Here is a 16,525-nt window from a genome sequence, read left to right on the forward strand (position 1 = left end):
GGGTCCCGTCCGGTCGGACCCGGCTCCCCTTGCCTGTCCGTGTGCCGGGCGCGGTCGGTCCGGCGCGCTCGGTTCGGACGAACCGGTCGCTCTCGCCGTCCGTCCGGTCCGGCATCGGGCGGTTGGTTCGGACTGCGCGGGTCAGCGCGGCGGCGCGTCCAGATAGGCGGCGGACGGCGCGGGCGGGACCTCCTCGGCGGCGAGCTTGCGCAGCCCCGCGAAGCCGTCGCCCGTGGGGTAGGTGTCCTCGGCGCTGACCAAGCCGTCGGTGTCGAAGGCCCAGAAGATGGCCATGCGCGATTCGTACAGGTAGTACGCCGCCGGGTCGTCGACGTCGCGGCCCATCGCGGCCACGATGCGTCCCGGGTAGGCCATGCGCATCCGGCCCTGGATGAAGGCCGTGTCGCAGTCGAGCGTGATCGTCTCCACGTCCAGGGCCTGGCGGAAGCAGTCGCCGTCGGCCAGGCGCTGGTAGAACGCCCGGATCTCGGCGGGGTCCTTAGGTGCGCGGTCGACGGGGCTGGCGCCGAGGTTGTGGTAGCAGGCGTGCGGCGAGACGGTGGCCATGATGGCGTCGACGTCCGCGGCGGCCTCGGCGCGCATGTGGGCGATCATCGTGGCCAGCACGGCGCGGCGCCGTGGATCGGTCTCGGCGGCCATCCGCTCCTCGGCCAGGCGCCAGGTGATGGTCGGGTCGATGAGCATGGGTCGGCCTCCGCGGCGAACTGATCTGATGGTTCGTCAGCATGTTGGCGGGGACGGCCGACGGGTTCAAGATCGGTTCTGGTCGGACGGGGGCGCCGACGGGCTGGGCGTGGCCGACGGGCGAGTGTCGGGGTACGCCGGGTTCGGCGGCGGGACGGCGGGTGCCGTGCCGGGGGCGGTGGCGGGCGCGTTGGTGGGCACGTCGCGGGGTACGTTGCCGGGCGCGACGGTGGCCGCGGAGCCGGGCGATGAGGGGGAGGGCGACAGGATGCCCGCGCCTTCCGGCGTGGGCGCCGTCGACTGCGGGGCCGAGGGCTTGGCCGGTAGTGCCGGCGTGGACGGGGTCATCGGCGAGGGCGAGGGCGAGGACGACGGCGAAGACGAAGGTGCGGGCGACGGTAGCGGGCTTCCCGTCGGTCCCGGACCGATTTGCGCCGGGGGCAAGGGAATTGGGTCGGTCGCGGTGCCCGGGGCGGGCGCAAGCACCGCCCACGCGAACGCCGCCAGCGCCGTCGACATCCCGGCGGCCAGCGGAACCGCCCAGCGCAGCACGGGCCTTCGCCAACCCCGGAACCTCGGCGCCGCACCCGGCGGCGGTACCGGCGGTTGCGCCGGACGCAGGGTGTCCGCGGTGATGCCCGCGGCCCGGTGCCGCAGGTGCGTGCGCACCCGGTCTTCCAGCGTGCCCAGTTCACGGTTCGACGTCATCGGGTCGGCTCCAACATCCGGTGCAGCGCTTTGAGGGCGCGGTTCGCGGTGGACTTGACGGTGCCCTGCGGGACGCGGAGCGTACGCGCGATGTCCGCCTCGCTCAGCCCCGCGAAGTAGCGCAGCACCAGCACTTCGCGCTGCCGGGGCCGCAACCGGTCGAGGGCGTCGCGGAGTTCGCGGTCCGACTCGGCGCGCATCGCGTCCTCCTCGGGAGAGGGTGCGGGAGGCAGGTGGGGCGGCACCCAGGCCCGGGCGGTCCGGCGTCGGCGCAGCAGGGAGCGGCTGCCGTTCACCACGCCGCGGCGGAGGTACCGCAGCGGGTCGTCGATACCGGTCAGCCGCACGCCGTAGCGCCGGTATGTCGCCGCGAACGTGTCCTGGACGATGTCCTGCGCGGCGTCGACGTCGTCCACGAGCAGCGCGGCCAGGCGTACGAGTTCGACGCGGTGAGCGTGGTAGAGGTCGGCGATGGTGAGCCCGCCGGGCGGTGCGACGGCGACGGCTGAGAGGACGTCGGCGGTCGGCAGTTCGGCGACGGGGGGACGAAGGCCCTCGTGGTGCTCGGCGAGTTCGCGGCCGATGCGCAGCAGAACGCCGGCCATGTCATGGGCGGGCGTACGGGGAGGCCGTCGGAGGAACGCCCGGCTCGGCGTCCCGAATGCCCGCGACAGCGTGTTCTCCGTGCTCATGCGCTCCTCGATGGACCGGAAGGGGGCGGGGACGCCGATGGCGGCGTCCCGAAAGGCCCGTTCCCGGGCCTGCCGTATATGTCGTACGTGCGGGGCCGTGCCCACGGTTGCACCGCGGGACGCGCACGCGTCGGCGCGCATCCCGCGGTGCCGTGACCGGGTGTCAGGCGCCGGCCGACTGGCGGCGGGTGGCCAGGAAGACGCCCCCGGCGCCGACGGCGAGGAACGCGGCACCCGCTCCGCCGTACACCACCGGCGACGTGCCGGAGCCGGTGCGCGGCAGCTCGGTGGGCAGCGTCGGGCTCGGGGTCGGGGTTGCGACAGCCGGAGCCGAGGGCTGCGGGGTCGCCGGAGCCGGGACGGGGGCCGAGACGCTCGGGGACGCCGGCGGCGTGGCGGGCTTCGGCGCCGAGGTGGGAGGCGCGCTGGGAGAGGCGGAGAGATCGGTCGGCGGCGCCTTCGGGGGGACGGACGGGCTGGGGACCGGGCTGGGCGTGCCGGTCGCGTACGCGGCACCCGCGCCCGCGGTGAGCAGCGTGCACGCCGACAGGAGAACGGTCACCGCACCGACACGCACGCGCGAACGGCGGCCGGGGCGACGGCGAAGGGGAAGGGACAAGTCCGGGCTCCTCACAGATTCCGTACCGCGCGGGACACGCGGTACGGAGGTCCAGACGCGCGAGTCCCGCACAGGTTCCCTTTGAGAGGAGCATTTTTTCCCCGGCCCAGCCCTCGCGGGCGACCCGGGGTATCGCGTCCGACCGCCCGGCGACCGCGCTTGTGGCCGGTCCCGCTACGCCGTCGGCGGGGTGCTCAGGTTTCGGTAGCCCCTTGGGGAGATGTCGTACCGGCCCTTGAACGTGCGGGAGAAGGCGCTGGCGTTGACCAGGCCTACCGATCTTCCCACCGCGGCGATCGAGCGGTGGCGTTGCCGTGGGTCGGCCAGCATGCGGCGGGCGGCGTCGAGGCGGGTCTCGCGGATGAAGCGGGCGGGGGAGTCACCGGTTTCGTGGAAGACCGTCTCGACGTAGCGGAGTGAGACGCCGAAGGCGTCGGCCAGGGTGTGCGGGGACAGCTCCGGGTCCGCGAGGTTGCGTTCGACGAAGTCCCGCATGCGCAGCAGTTGCGCGGCGCGGGACAGGTGCGAGTCGGCGAGACCCGCGCGCCCTTCCGCCGTCGCCCGCAGCAGCGAGGCCACCAGTTCGGTCGCCGTGTGCCCCATCTCGGCCATGAACTCCGGTGTCATCCGCGGCGATTCGTGGCCCAGGCGGTGGATCAACGCGCTCAGCACCCGCAGGCCCGGGTGGTCGCCGCGGATCGCCCGGCCGAGCATGCCGGTGTCCACTGCCACGGACCGCCGCAGTTCGGCGCGCGGGAGGTTCACGATCACCTGGTGGCCGAAGACGGCGTCGGTGACCACGGTCGACGGCTGCGTGGCGTCGAGGAACACCGCGTCCCCGGTCCGCAGGCGGACCCGGTGACCGGCCTGCTCGGCCTCGCTCGGCCGCCGCGCGATCGACAACTGGTAGGTGTCGGCCGCGTCCGCGGCGATGAGGCGCGGCGTCCGCGACACCCGCACCGGGGAGGAGGCGGCGTCCGCGATCCGGACCGCGCCGAGGTTGAGCGTGTAGACCCAGCCGGAGTACTCGGTCCGGCCGGTGTCGCCGACCGGGGTGGCGTCGACGGCGACCATGCTCTCGCGGAGCGACGTACGCCAGACGTCGAAGTCCGTCACCGCGGCCCCGAGCCGGTGCGGCCCCGGGCGCAGCACGGGTCTGTAGAGGGTCCTGCCGATGGTGTGGCGCCTGACACCGTGCGCGGTCCGGCCGGTGAGGGGCCGCGGCGACGCGGCGGTGACCGGGATCAGGGGACGGATCACCGTTTCGGCCCTTCTGTCGTGCAGAGGACGGGCGTTGACGACCGGTGATGGTAGGGACCGGCGCGACACCGTGCCGCGGGAAGGCCAGTGAGCGCCAACTGTGTCCTTTCGCCGCGGACTTCCCGCGTTCCGTGCGCGAAATGAACAGAGGCGGTGCGTGTACGGCCAATTCGTGCGGTGGCGCGAATCGAGCATGGGCGGCGGGATTCGGCCGGTGCGCACCTGCTTCGGCGAATGCGCCGCGTGACGCCCGGCGCATCCGCCGTGGTCCGGGCGCAGCCTCCCGAACACTCCACGGGCGCACGCGCCTTCCTTCGTCCGTCGCGGGACGCGGAGGCGGTGTGCGTCATGGCGTGCGCGATCACGCGTCCCGCGACAGATGAAGGGACGCGCATGCGCACGACCACGGTCGACCTCGGCCCCGGCACCGGAACGGAGGCCGCTCGCCCGCACTGCGGCGGCCGGGGTGCTCTCGCCTATGGCGGTCTCGCCTACGGCGGCTGGGTCCGAGGCGGCAGCCGGGGTGGGGGCGCCCAAGGCGAGGTCTGACGTGCCGGCCACGTTGAGGCGGCGGGGGCCGTCGGAGAACGGGCTGCCCACGGTTCTGGCTCTTGTCCTGATCCTGGCCGCGCTCGGCGGCATGATCGCCGCGCTCACCGTCCGGATCGGCGTGTGGGCCGCGCTGGGCGTGGTCGCCGCGATCGCCGCACCGGTCGTGGTGGTGGCGGCGCTGTTCGTACGCCGTTCCCGGAACCGCCCCGCGATCGACCGCACCGCGCGCTTCCTCGCCCAGCCCCGGGACCTGCCCGTGTCCACGACGCGCGGGGTCCGTGCGTCCGCCGCCCGCCTCGGTGTGGAGTCTGCGACGCCGGGGGTCAAGATCGGGCGCTCGGTGCGCGGCGGCCGCGATGTGTGGGGATCGTGGGAGGACATGCACATGGACATCTGGGGGCCGCGTACCGGCAAGACCGCGACCCGGGCGATTCCTTCGGTGGTGGCGGCGCCCGGCGCGGTCGTCGTGACGTCCAACAAGCGCGACGTCGTCGACGCCACGCGCGGGGTGCGCGAACGCAACGGTCCCGTCTGGGTGTTCGACCCGCAGAACCAGGCGGGTGAACCGCCGCGCTGGTGGTGGGACCCGCTGACCTTCGTGGACAATTCGGTGCCGCGCGCGATGATCACCGCGTCTCTCTTCGCGAGCGCGACGCGCCCCGCACACCTGCGCAGTGACGGGTACTTCGAGCCCGCGGGCCAGGATCTGTTCGCCGCCCTGCTGCTCGCCGCGTCCGCGGCGGAGCTCCCGATCACCGACGTCCTGACGTGGCTGCGGCGCCCCGGCGACGACACCCCGGCCCGCATCTTGCGGGACGCCGGGCACGACCTGGTCGCCGATTCCGTCCAGGCGGTGCTGCACACGCCCGCCGAGCAGCGCGCGGGCGTGTACGGGGTCGCCGCGCAGATCGCCTCGCCGCTCGCCGCACCCGAGATCGCGCGGTGGGTGACGCCAGGTGAGGGTCCGGCACGCCCGCAGTTCCGGCACACCGAGTTCAGCGAGCACGACAACGGCACGATCTACCTGTTGTCCGAGGAGACGAACCGGCTCGCGGCGCCGCTCGTCCTGACCCTCACCTCGGCGCTCGCCTACGCGTTCGAGGGACGGGCGATCGAGTCGCGTGGTGGACGGCTGGCCGTTCCGGCGGTGTTCGTGCTCGACGAGGCCGCCAACGTCTGCCCGTGGCCCGAACTCCCCTCGCTCTACACGCACTACGGGTCCCGGGGGATCGTGATGATGACGATCCTCCAGTCGTGGGCGCAGGGCGTCGGGGTGTGGGGGCAGACGGGCATGGCGGCGATGTGGGGCGCGGCCAACGTACGGGTGTACGGGGGCGGCTCGGCCGACATGGGCTTCCTCGGCGACCTTTCGAAGATCTCACCGCGCTTCGAGGCCCCGACGCACCGGGTGTCGTGGTCGGGCTTCGACCTGTTCACGCGGTCGGTCACCCGTGCCTCGCGGAGCGAGGAAGTGCTCGACGAAGCCGTGCTCGGCGCCATGCCGCGAGGCCGCGCGTGGGCGCAACTCAGCGGCGGGGAACCCGTTCTGCTGCGGACGATCCCGTGGTGGGAGGGCCCGTACGCGGGCCGGATTCGCGACTCGATCGCCCGGTACGCGCCCCGCCCAGGGGGTGGGTCGCCGCCGCCTGGAGGCTGATCGCCGTCCGATTGCGCCTGCCGTGTCGGTCCGGGGCTTCGGCCTCCGGTTTACGAACAGCCGTTTGCAAATCCGGGTTTCCGAATTCGGGTTCACAAACCTCGATTGCGCAAACCCTGGTTCGCGAACGCCCGTTCGCAAACTCGGGTTCATGCTTGCCGGTTCAGGATTGCGGGTTCATGAATGACAGTTCATGAATGAGAGTTCATGAATGACGTTTCGCGAATGACGGTTCATGAATGTTGGTTCATGAACGACGGTTTGCGAATGACGGTTCACAAACCCGCTTCCCGGGCCACCCGACCAAGCCACACGCCCACCACCCGCCGCGCGGTCCGATGCCGCGCCCGAACGCCCCTGGAGAGACACATGTCCGACAACGCCGCCTATGACTGGGACGTGTTCGACTCCGACGACTACGTCGCCCGCAACTACGCCCGGCTCTCCCCGGCCGACCGGCAAATCCTGGAACAAATGGGCGAGTTCTTCCGCCGCACCGAGCCCCGCCCCGGAATGCGCGGCGTCGACGTAGGCGCCGGCGCGAACCTCTATCCGGCGCTGGGCATGCTGCCGTTCTGCGAGCAGATCACCTTCCTCGAACACTCTTCCTCGAATCTGGACTGGCTCAAGCGACAGACCGCTGGGTACTCGCCGATCTGGGACGCCTATTGGGACGTCCTCGCGGTCCACGCCCAGTACCGCCGCCTCGCGGACCCGCGCGCCGCACTGGCGGAGCGGGCAGCGGTGCGGCAGGCGGACCTGCTGGCCGGAGCGGACACCGGGGCGCCGTACGACATCGGCACGATGTTCTTCGTCGCGGAGTCGTTCTCCACGTCCGTCGCCGAATTCCGGCTCGCGCTCCGCCGGTTCTGCGAACTGCTGCGGCCCGGCGCGCCGTTCGCCGTCGCGTTCATGGAGAACTCGCGGGGCTACGCCGTCGGTGGCCGCAACTACCCGGCTGTTGCCGTGGACGCCGCCGAAGTCTCCGCTGCCCTCGGCCACTTGACCACGGAGTTGGACGTGGCCCGCATCGAGTCAGGCGACGCCCCGCTGCGCGACGGCTACACCGGCATGCTGCTGGCACTCGGCCGCGTGAAGTGACCGGCGAGCCGTGCAGTGCGACGGGCACGCCGTGTGACGGGCACCCCGTGAAGTGACCGACTCCCGCGACGCCGGTACCGACCGGCTCGCGGGCCCCCGGCCGCGCGAATTGGCCACGTCCCGCACTGGTCCGCGTGAAGTGGCTTGTGTGAGGCCCGCGCTGCGCGCGTCGGGACATGATGCGGGAAGTGCCGTGGAAGTAACTCGGAACGAGGATTTGCGTACGTGACCAATCTGCCCCGGCGGCGGCTGCTCGACCTGTGGAAGGTCCTCGCCGCCCGTATAGCCGCGCGCTTCGACCCCGACGCGGACGCCTGGCCCTCCGGTGACTCCCTGCGCGACGCCGAGCAGTTGGTGTGCCTGCTCTACCCGGCGATGCGCATGCCCGGCCTCGGCTTCGCGGACCCGGACACCACCGGTCCCGACGTCCTCGCGGCCCTGGCAACGCTCGGCGACCACAAGGGGATTCCGCACACCGTGACCGAGGTGTGCACCGAGTACTTCGCGGCCTACACGGACAAGGACGGCCGACCGCTCTTCGCCGGCGGGCCGCTGCGCGCCCTCGACCCGGCGGAGACCCCGACCCCGGACCAGCAGGCGCTGGAGACCGTCGAGTCGTTCTCGATCGCGGTCACGCTGTCGCTCTCGGTGCTGGCCTTCGTGCGCGAACGGGAGTCACGCGTACGGGCGGCGCCGACCCTCGAACGCCTGGCGGCACTTCGCGGCGCGGCGTCGACCCGGCTCACCCATGCCATGAACGCGCTGTGCGAGTCCTTTGTCGCGGACGCCTTCCGCCCCGACTCGGCGAAGGGCCGCACACTGCTCGGCGCCGTGCTCCGCGACGGCCCGCCGGACTCGCGCCGCGTTCGCGAGCTGCTTGCGCAACTGCGCCCCGTCCGCACCGGGCTCGGCGGCCTGGGCGCCACCGGCGACGGCCCGCCCGCGCTGGACGACGAGACCACGCTGTTCTCCTGCGGCTGGGCCTGGGGCCGCGTCCGCACCGCCGGGCGCCCCGGCAGCCACGCCGAGCCGGAGCCGTCCCTGCACTTCACCGTCGCCGCCATGGACGGCATCGTCGACCTGTTCTCCTCGCGGCAGACACTCCTGCCCGGACTGCTCAATCGGGAACAGCTCGCCCTCGCCCAACAGCTCATGCTCCGCTGGGAGTTGGCGCAGCGCTACTGGAGCGCCCTGGCCCGCTTCGGCGGTTCCGCGTGGCCGCTCCAGGACATCCCGTGGCGCGGTGGCGACGACTCCGACTACCGCACCCTGCACGTCGCGTCCATCGTCATCCACAACCTGATGCGCCAGGGCGACCCGGAGGAACCCCCGCCCTCGCACGAACTCGCGCCCCTCGTCCTCGTGTTGGGTGAGCTCGCGGGGAGGGCCCGACTCACACGTCGTGCCCTTCCCGGCGACCCTGCGATCGCCCTGCACAGCCCCGGCCTGGTCACCCCCCTTCCCGGAACCGACCGCCTCGGCCCGCCCCTGGGCTGGACCTTCACCGACTTCGCCCCCGCGCTGCTCAAGCGCACCCTGCAAGTCGCCGCGCTGACCCGCAACGTCGAGCACCGCGACACCATGCTCGCCCTCGCCGACACGCTCGGCGACCACGTATGGGGACGCCGCCTGGACGCGGGCCCCGCCGCGGGCCTGTGGGACGACCCCGGCCGCATCTACCCCGCGGCCGCCGCCCGGCCGGCCGAACTCTCCTGGCGCATGACCGAACGTGTCGTCGAGGTGCTTGTCGTCGCGGCCGCGGGCATCGCCGCCGACCTCGCACCGAGTCGGCGCCTCGCCGAACTCGCGGCCGACATGATCCGCGAGGCAGACCACCTGTTCGCGCGCGAGATGCTGACCCGTGCCACACCCACCACTTCCACCGATGCAGAACTCCACCTGGTAGCCGCCGTGTTGGCCCGATCCCGAGACCAGGCCGCACGCCGCCCCGGTGTGGCCGTCTCGCTGGCCGCCGACGCGCTGCGCCGACTGGACGAACTGAGCGCCGCACGCGAGCAGGCGGGGAGGGGCTGAACGGCATGCTGGTCTTCGCCACTTCGGACAAGGGCGGCACCGGCCGCACGGTCACGTGCGCCAACATCGCCTACCGCCGGGCGCTGCTCGGCGACGACGTCGCTTACGTCGACTTCGACTTCGGGTCCCCGACCGCGAAAGCCGTCTTCGAGTTGGACGTCTCGGACCGCGCGGGCGGCTCGGGCCTGCACACGTACCTGCGCGGACGCGGCGGCGAGCCGCGCCAGATCGACGTGTGGGCGCACACCCGGCGGCAGGAGCTGCGCATGCGACCGCCGTCGTGCGGCCGCCTGGAACTGTTTCCCGGCGACGTCGGCGGGGGCGAATTCGCCGCCGAGGACGCCTCGGTGGGCCCATGCGCCGAGCTGTTCCTGCGCCTGGAGGAGGAGTTCGACGTCACGTTCGTGGACCTGAGCGCGGGCCGGTCGTACGCGATCGACCTCGCCCTGCGCACCATCGCGCGGCCGGAGTTCCGGGACACGCACGTGCGGTGGCTGGTCTTCCACCGCTGGACGCGGCAGCACATCGTCGCCACCGCGGACCTGGTGCACGGCGAACGCGGCATCCTCGCCGCCGGGGCCGCCATGGGCCACGAGCACGCCGCGCTGGCCGACCGCATCCGGTACGTCCGCGCCGCGGTTCCGAAGTCCGGCCCGGCACTCGGCGCGGCCGTCCGCCCAGCCCAGGCGGAATGGCTCGTGGCCTGCGACCGCGAACTGCACGACCTCGCGGCCGGCCACCGGCTCGGCCGCACGAACCTGCTCGGCTCGATCCCGCTCGACCCGGTGCTCCAGTGGCGCGAGCAACTCCTCACCGATGCCGACGCGATGGTCAGCCGGGTCGCCAACCGCGAGACGGTGGACGCCTTGCGCGACCTCGCGCTGGCCCTGTCCGACGCGGAATCCTGGGAGGTCCTGTGAGCGGCACCCGGCGCGGCGGCGTCCGCGGCGCCGAACTCCCTGACAAGGCACCGGAAGAGACGGTGTTCCGTGAGTGGTCGGCCGAGGCACCGACCGAGTCGATCCCGTACGCCCACCTGTCGATCGAGCTCGGACACCTCTACATGGAGGACTTCGCCCGCGGAGCCGAGCGCCTGCGCGCGCACTTCGCGGCCGTCGCGCCGTGGGTCGCCGCCGCACGCGCGACGGCCGCGCCGCCGGGCACCCGGCCGCGTGTGAGCACGTGCTTCCTGATCGACGACTACTTCACCCGCTTCTCCACGCCCGCCGAGGTGATCCCCGAACTCCTGCGCGCCGCGGAGGAGTCGGGGCTGCGCATCGACTACCTCGCCCGCGAATCGGGATGCGCGGACTCCGGCTCCGACCCCGGACCCGCGTCCCTCCTCGAAGCCCGGCTGGTACCGGCGCCGTTGGAGGGGACCAACGGCAGGCGTCCGCCCGCGCACGAGACCGGATGGCTGTGCAACGGCCTACGGACGCCGTCCGGGAGCGACACCGAGGCCATGGCGCCGCGCGAGGGCTGGCGCCCGCCCCGCGAGATCGGCGCCCGCAACCACTCGGTGTTCCTGGATGTCGAACTCTGGGGAGGCAAAAAGCCCGGACCCGGCGGTGACGGGGAACTGCGCCTATGGTCCTGCCCGTTCCTCGCGGCAGTGTGGCAACTGCTGCGCCTGGGACTGCTCCGCGACCGCGGCGCCCCGGTCCTGCCGCCGGTGCCCTGGACCGCACCGGAGTTCCCGCGCGACTGGGACGACCTCCCGGCGGTGGTCCGGCTCGACCCGGCCGCCGCGCCGTTCGCCGCGTACCGGACGTTCTCGGTGCTGGGCACGCGCTTCCTGCCGATCGAGCACGCGGTGCGGCTCATCCTCGGGCACACCGCCGTCGACCCCGTCGTCGGCGACCAGGCCGTCGGACGGGCGGCCGCCGAGGGGGTGTTCCTCCCGAGGGACCCCACCGGCAGGATCGCGTACACCTTCGTCGGCGGCGACCCTGCCGACGGGGACAGCGCCTTCCGCGGGGGCCGCACGTGACCCCGCCGCTGCTCGTCGTCGGCGAGGTGCGCACCGCGCTGCTCATGAACTCCCGGCCGCTGGGCCGAACCGGGGTCGAGGCGATGCTGGCGCGACTCGCGCACGGGGCTCACGTGCGCACGGCCGAACGTCCGGTGCCGCGCGCGGTGTCGGCGGACGTGGTGGAGGCGGTCGACAGCCCGGTGCGCACCGGCTCCGCCGCGAAGTCGCGCGGCGTCGGCACGCTCCTGGCGCGGGCCAAGGTGACGGGCGGACGCGTGCTCCAGGCCTCCACCCGCGGCACGCTGGTGCCGGGCGGCACGCGGCGCCTCCCGTGGGCGCACTACCTCGAACGGCTCGGCACCGTCGAGGTGATCGGGCGCGCCCGCACCGACGACCTCGCCAAGGGCTTCCCGGGAACCCGCCCTCCGGACGCCGAACTCGCCCCCGGTGCCGTCTCCGACCGCCTGCTGGCCCAGGTGCAGCGGTCCGCGGCCCTGGACCACCAGCCGACGTTTCGCGCCCGACGCACCCAACTGCGGTGGTCCGCCGTCGCCGTGCCCGGCAGTCGGCCGGGCGGAACCTTCACCCTCTTCGGCACCACCGAGCGCACCCTCGAACTCCGGCTCCCCGCGGACGGGTTCCCCGACGCGGCGGAAATCGCGGCCCTGTGCGAGGACTTGGCGCTGCACGACTGGCTGCTGAGCGTCCTCGCCGAAGCCGCGGACCGCGCGGGCGGCCAGGCGGACACCGCCTCCCTCCACCGCATCCGGCCTGCCGTCCACCACCTGATCCACCTGTGGTCGCCCGGCACCGACATCCGCGCGGAGCTCCTGGCGGTATGGGAGGACCTGGAGGAACGCCCCGGCTTCACCCGCCAGTGGCAGACGTGCGTAGACCGCATCCGAGACTCGATGTCGCTCAACATCCTCGAAGGCCTGACCCGCCGCCCACCCCCCACACGCCCCCAAGCGCCCGCAATCCCCCAAACGATAACGAACGGCACCCACCACCGATAGCCCACCGCGCTCCGCCCAGTGCGGGAGTCGGCGCACGTGCGCGTGCCAGGCAGGCGGCTTCGGCGCGAACGCCGAGCGGGCGGGCAGGTGGGGCGCGCGTGGCGGTGGCGGTCGTGGACGCGACGGTGCCATCGCCGTCACGGCGCGGTGGCCGGGGACGTCCCGCCGGGCGAGCCGGGCGAGCCGGGCGCCCGACGGCCGGGTTGGGGGCGGTGTCGTGTCGCGGCGCTGCCACCTCGTACCGCCCTGCCGCGACGTCAGCGTGACGGCGCGGTGGAGCGGATTCGACCGGGCGGGCCGGTTCGGCCGTGACGGGTGTGGTGCCGAACTGCACGGGGTGGCGTCCTCCATGCGTGACCTCGGCGAAGCGATCGCCCGGGTCGGGGAGAGCTCGGTGTGGTTGGTGGGGCGGGTGGCGAGTGAGTGGGACCTTCGGTGCAGCGGTCTGCCGTTGCGCCTCGTCGTTCCGTCGCCGTTCCGCCACGTCACTTCCGCGCGGTCGGGTCGCGTCGGGTGCCGGGGGACCGCCGGACACCCCCTGTGGCGCAGAGCCGGGCGGGGTCCTTCCCCGTTCGTGCGGCGACACGTGGCGGACAGCTGCGTATGCGATGCTGATGCGGTCCGTGGAGACCTGCGACCGTGCCGGAGGGAGGCCCAGTGCAGGAGTGGTGGGCCGCGCTGGTGGCTGAGGTTGTTCGGGTCGTGTTGCTTCCCGGGCTTGCGCAGGATCTGGTTGCCGGGGGTGCTCCGGGGGCCGAGGCGCAGGTGCCTGGGCTCATGGCGATCATCATCGCGTTCACGGCGGTTTTCGCCGCGCTTTCGACGGTTGTGGCCGGACGCGGGGGCGCCACCGACGCCCGTCGCGGACTCGCACGAGTGCGCGCGGGTGTCTTCCGCGCGCTCGCGGTCCGCCTGGCGTTCCTGCCTCTGCGGGACCCCGACGCCAAGGGGCGCCGACGTCCGCGGGCTCCGGGCCGTGCGGCCCTGACGTCCGCGTAGAGCCGGAAGCCTGTCCCCGCGGCGCACCCGCGTTATCCATGTACCGCGCGCCGGTGCACGCCCAGCCGCGCCTTGCCGCTTTCGGAATCCTGCGGTCGTCCGCTGCGTCCTATAACCCTTGACGCCCGGAAGGCCCCGCTATGTCCACTGGCTCCACCGATTACCGTTTCGCATCCGGCATGCTCGACGGCCCGCTCGATCTTGCCGGATCGATCTTCTCCGTTTTCGTCGACTTCCTCGCGCCGATGTTCGGCACCGGTGCCGTGGCCGCCGCCGTGGTCATGGTGACGGTATGCGTGCGCATCACCCTCGTACCGTTCTCGTACGCCCAGGCCCGCGCCCAGGCCGGCCGGGCCCGCCTCGCGCCGCAGGTGCGCGAGCTGCGGCGGCGTCACGAGCGCCGCCGTCGCCAGGACCCCGCGGCCCTGCAGCGCGACATCCTCGCCCTGCACCGCGCCGAGGGCGTCTCCCCGTTCGCCGGGTGCCTGCCCGCAATCGCCCAGGTTCCCGTGCTGTTCCTGCTGTACCACCTGATCACCGGCGACGAACTGCTCGGCCACGCCTTCGCCGGGATCCCGCTCTCCGCGCACCCCGTCGCCGCACTCGGCGGACCGCACGGCATCGTCCCGGCGGTCATGCTGGTGCTGGCCGTCGGCGTCGCGTACGCGCACTTCCGCCAGGCCGGGGCCGCCGTCCGCCGCGCCGCGACCGCCGGGCAGCCTGCGCCGCCCGCCGCGGGCCTCCTGCGGTACCTGCCGTTCGCGACCGTCGCCACCGTGGCGCTGGCCCCGCTCGCGGCCGGCATGTACGTCCTGACCGGCTCCGCCTGGACCGCCGCCGAACGCCCCCTCCTGCGCCGCCTCGCCGAGCACCGCGCGCGGATGAAGGTGCGTCCGGCCTGACCGGGCGCGGTCCGGCTACGTCCCGGGGATCCCGGCCGGTGCGGGCGACCAGCCTTCGGCGTCGCGCGGCATGCCCCACCAGTGCAGTTCACCGTCGGGGCTGACCAGCGGATCGTCCCAGCGGCCGGGGTCCGGCTGGCGGCCGGTCATCAGCGTGTCGGCGAGTGCCCGCAAGAACGCGCCCAGGGTCTCGGCCCCGTCGAAGGAACTGGAGCCGTCGTGCGAGACCCAGCCCAGGCGACCGCGCCCCGGGCCCGGACGCATGTCGATCACCTCCAGGTCGCCCTGGAAGTGGCCGACCGGGATCCACAGGCGGTGCCAGAACGGGTCGCCGTCCTCCGGCGGAAGGTCGTCGTCATCGTCGTCGCCGAACAGCTCCGCCTCGACCTGGAGCCGCAGTTCCCACTGGTCGACCACCCCGGCGACCGACAGGAGGTCCATCTCCGGAAAGATGTGGCGCTCCGGCTCGATGCCGTCGTGGCACGCCAGCGAGGCGGCCAACTCGGCGGGCAGCGCACTGCCCAGCACTTCTTCGGCGGCGGCCACGGCCGCGGGATCCGCCGGCGGGCCCAGCCGGGCCAGGCTCGCCGGTGCGTGGGCGCTCAGCCACGCGTCGATGCGCGACCACGACGCGGTGACCAACTCGGGATTGCTCTCGACCATGCGGTCATTGTGCCGACCCCGCGCCGCCGCCACGCGATTTCGCGGTCGCCGCGTACCGCCGTGCGAGCGTTCGGACGGTGGCGGCGACGCGGTCGCGGAGCTCGGCGGGCGCCAGCACCTCGACGTTGGCGCCGAGCCGCAGGAACTCGCCGTGCGCGTGATCGATCGACTCGATCGGCACGCGGGCGCGCCCGGCGCGTCGAGGAGGAAGCGCCGCTGCATGAGAGAGGCGTACGGCCGCATTTGGGGTGGAAGCGCCGCCCGCAGCTTGAGCTGGGCGGCGGCCAGCACCTCGCCGAGGCCGAGTTCGGCGGCGGGGCCGGGCAGCCCGGCGAGGAACACCGCCCGCGCCTCGTCGGCGGTGAGGCCGGTGAGGCGCGTGCGGTAGCCGTCCACCAGCCGGAAGCCGCCCGCGTGCCCGGCCGCGCCGTACAGCGGGATGCCGGCCGCAGCCAGGTGCTCGGCATCCCGGTAGACGGTATGCACCGACACGCCCAACTCCGACGCGATCTGACTCGCGGTCAGGCGCCCCCGGTCCTGGAGGAGCAGGAGCAGCGAGACGAGGCGGGCGGCGCGCATTCCGGATATTGTGCGGCACTCCACTGACATGAGGTGTCAGTGGACCCGCCTTAGCGTCGTCGCATGCACGAACTCGACGGCCCGCGCGGACAATGTGGCGGTCCCGCGCCGCTGGGGGACCCGGGAGACTCCCGCCACGAACACCCGCCCGCCGACCCCATCGTGGAACTCCGGCAGTACACGCTGCGCCCGGGTGCGCGTGAGACGCTCATCACGTTGTTCGAGCGCGAGTTCGTGACCGGCCAGGAAGCCGTCGGCATGCGGCTCGGCGGCCGCTTCCGCGACCTCGGCGCGCCGGACCGGTTCGTGTGGCTGCGGTCGTTCCCGGACATGGATGCGCGGGCGCGCCAACTGGCCGCCTTCTACGACGGCCCGGTCTGGGCCCGGCATCGGGAAGCGGCCAACGCCACGATGCTCGACTCCGACGACGTGCTCCTGCTGCGCGGTCCGGAGGTACGCGTCCCCGAACACGCCGCGCTGGTCACGGTCGTCGTGTGCCATCCGCGCGATCCGGCCGCCTTCCCGGGGGTGTTCGAGACCCGCGTGCGCCCCGCGCTGACCGCGCGTGGGGCCGCGCCGCTCGCCGTGCTGCGCACCGAGCATGCCCCGAATACGTACCCCCGCCTGCCGGTTCGCGAAGGCGAGGACGTTTTCGTGTGGTGCATCGCACATCCGGAATCCGTCGTCGATCCGGAGGTCGACGCCGTCCACGGGGCGTCCGAGATCGGCCTCTCGGACGCGGATCTGCTGCATACACCGCAGGTCCTGCGGCTTTCCCCGGTGCGTACCGCCTGACCTCCGACCGCCGCCGATGTGCTCGCGGCGGCGTACGAGACCGTTGGCGCGGAGTCGTCGCTGCCCACCCGGAAGGGCTATGCTCCGGGAGGCCCCGAGACGTGCAGCGACTACCGCCATTGGTCGTGTGCCGGCCGGGTCCAAACGACCGCAATGACGGGGTTGTTGCAGGCTGCCACGCTGTGGCCGGGCGTACGCGACGAGGGTGGGCTTCCGCGCGCCGGCCGGTGGTGTCGGCGGCGGCGAGACGCGCACGGTCCCTCGCGGACGG

Annotated in this window: 16 protein-coding genes and 1 pseudogene; 10 read left to right on the forward strand and 7 right to left on the reverse strand. The window is 73.3% G+C overall.

Annotated features, from left to right (window positions below; translation table 11 throughout):
- Nucleotides 1-141: 141 nt before the first annotated feature.
- The 4 genes from ACRX5S_RS09075 to ACRX5S_RS09090 form a co-directional block, all read right to left on the reverse strand.
- Nucleotides 142-705 (reverse strand): nuclear transport factor 2 family protein, encoded by a 564-nt coding sequence (locus tag ACRX5S_RS09075; protein WP_436772299.1) that lies wholly within the window; start codon nucleotides 703-705, stop codon nucleotides 142-144.
- A gap of 704 nt (nucleotides 706-1,409) precedes the next feature.
- A complete protein-coding gene (locus ACRX5S_RS09080; protein WP_436772300.1) occupies nucleotides 1,410-2,105 on the reverse strand; it encodes an RNA polymerase sigma factor in 696 nt (231 codons plus the stop codon).
- 163 nt (nucleotides 2,106-2,268) lie between these two features.
- Nucleotides 2,269-2,724 (reverse strand): LPXTG cell wall anchor domain-containing protein, encoded by a 456-nt coding sequence (locus ACRX5S_RS09085; protein ID WP_436772301.1) that lies wholly within the window; start codon nucleotides 2,722-2,724, stop codon nucleotides 2,269-2,271.
- Between the two features lie 174 nt (nucleotides 2,725-2,898).
- The gene (locus tag ACRX5S_RS09090; protein WP_436772302.1) at nucleotides 2,899-3,984 is read right to left on the reverse strand and encodes a helix-turn-helix domain-containing protein; all 1,086 of its coding nucleotides are present in this window, start codon (nucleotides 3,982-3,984) and stop codon (nucleotides 2,899-2,901) included.
- Between the two features lie 393 nt (nucleotides 3,985-4,377).
- Here ACRX5S_RS09090 and ACRX5S_RS09095 point away from each other — a divergent pair, with 393 nt between their 5' ends.
- The 9 genes from ACRX5S_RS09095 (at nucleotide 4,378) to yidC (ending at nucleotide 14,217) form a co-directional block, all read left to right on the forward strand.
- Complete coding sequence (locus tag ACRX5S_RS09095; RefSeq protein ID WP_436772303.1) at nucleotides 4,378-4,533, forward strand: hypothetical protein; 156 nt, start codon at nucleotides 4,378-4,380, stop codon at nucleotides 4,531-4,533.
- Nucleotide 4,534: 1 nt separating this feature from the next.
- A complete protein-coding gene (locus ACRX5S_RS09100; RefSeq protein ID WP_436772304.1) occupies nucleotides 4,535-6,193 on the forward strand; it encodes a type IV secretory system conjugative DNA transfer family protein in 1,659 nt (552 codons plus the stop codon).
- Between the two features lie 369 nt (nucleotides 6,194-6,562).
- On the forward strand, nucleotides 6,563-7,294 hold the full coding sequence (locus ACRX5S_RS09105) for an SCO2525 family SAM-dependent methyltransferase (RefSeq protein WP_436772305.1): 732 nt from the start codon (nucleotides 6,563-6,565) through the stop codon (nucleotides 7,292-7,294).
- Nucleotides 7,295-7,519: 225 nt separating this feature from the next.
- Entirely contained in the window at nucleotides 7,520-9,328 is a 1,809-nt protein-coding gene (locus tag ACRX5S_RS09110) for an SCO2524 family protein (RefSeq protein WP_436772306.1), read from the forward strand.
- Nucleotides 9,329-9,333: 5 nt separating this feature from the next.
- Nucleotides 9,334-10,248 (forward strand): SCO2523 family variant P-loop protein, encoded by a 915-nt coding sequence (locus ACRX5S_RS09115; RefSeq protein ID WP_436772307.1) that lies wholly within the window; start codon nucleotides 9,334-9,336, stop codon nucleotides 10,246-10,248.
- A complete protein-coding gene (locus ACRX5S_RS09120) occupies nucleotides 10,245-11,318 on the forward strand; it encodes an SCO2522 family protein (RefSeq protein WP_436772308.1) in 1,074 nt (357 codons plus the stop codon). Before ACRX5S_RS09115 ends, ACRX5S_RS09120 begins: the two co-directional genes overlap by 4 nt.
- The gene (locus tag ACRX5S_RS09125) at nucleotides 11,315-12,316 is read left to right on the forward strand and encodes an SCO2521 family protein (RefSeq protein WP_436772309.1); all 1,002 of its coding nucleotides are present in this window, start codon (nucleotides 11,315-11,317) and stop codon (nucleotides 12,314-12,316) included. The genes ACRX5S_RS09120 and ACRX5S_RS09125 overlap by 4 nt, the downstream gene beginning before the upstream one ends.
- A gap of 777 nt (nucleotides 12,317-13,093) precedes the next feature.
- Entirely contained in the window at nucleotides 13,094-13,315 is a 222-nt protein-coding gene (locus ACRX5S_RS09130; RefSeq protein ID WP_436772310.1) for a DUF6412 domain-containing protein, read from the forward strand.
- Nucleotides 13,316-13,455: 140 nt separating this feature from the next.
- On the forward strand, nucleotides 13,456-14,217 hold the full coding sequence (yidC, locus tag ACRX5S_RS09135) for a membrane protein insertase YidC (RefSeq protein ID WP_436772311.1): 762 nt from the start codon (nucleotides 13,456-13,458) through the stop codon (nucleotides 14,215-14,217).
- Between the two features lie 15 nt (nucleotides 14,218-14,232).
- On the opposite strand, the gene ACRX5S_RS09140 is transcribed toward yidC, so the two are convergent.
- From ACRX5S_RS09140 to ACRX5S_RS09150, 3 genes and pseudogenes are all read right to left on the reverse strand, one after another.
- Nucleotides 14,233-14,880 (reverse strand): SMI1/KNR4 family protein, encoded by a 648-nt coding sequence (locus ACRX5S_RS09140; protein WP_436772744.1) that lies wholly within the window; start codon nucleotides 14,878-14,880, stop codon nucleotides 14,233-14,235.
- Between the two features lie 4 nt (nucleotides 14,881-14,884).
- Nucleotides 14,885-15,061, reverse strand: coding sequence for a WYL domain-containing protein (locus ACRX5S_RS09145; protein ID WP_436772745.1), 177 nt, complete (start codon nucleotides 15,059-15,061; stop codon nucleotides 14,885-14,887).
- 284 nt (nucleotides 15,062-15,345) lie between these two features.
- Nucleotides 15,346-15,489 (reverse strand): annotated as a pseudogene (locus ACRX5S_RS09150) (HTH domain-containing protein); the annotation flags it as partial.
- Between the two features lie 33 nt (nucleotides 15,490-15,522).
- Between ACRX5S_RS09150 and ACRX5S_RS09155 the strand changes: the two are divergent.
- The gene (locus tag ACRX5S_RS09155) at nucleotides 15,523-16,254 is read left to right on the forward strand and encodes an NIPSNAP family protein (RefSeq protein WP_436772312.1); all 732 of its coding nucleotides are present in this window, start codon (nucleotides 15,523-15,525) and stop codon (nucleotides 16,252-16,254) included.
- Nucleotides 16,255-16,525 lie beyond the last annotated feature (271 nt).

Source organism: Yinghuangia sp. YIM S09857 (genome assembly GCF_051388915.1).
In the GTDB taxonomy this organism is placed as follows: domain Bacteria; phylum Actinomycetota; class Actinomycetes; order Streptomycetales; family Streptomycetaceae; genus Yinghuangia.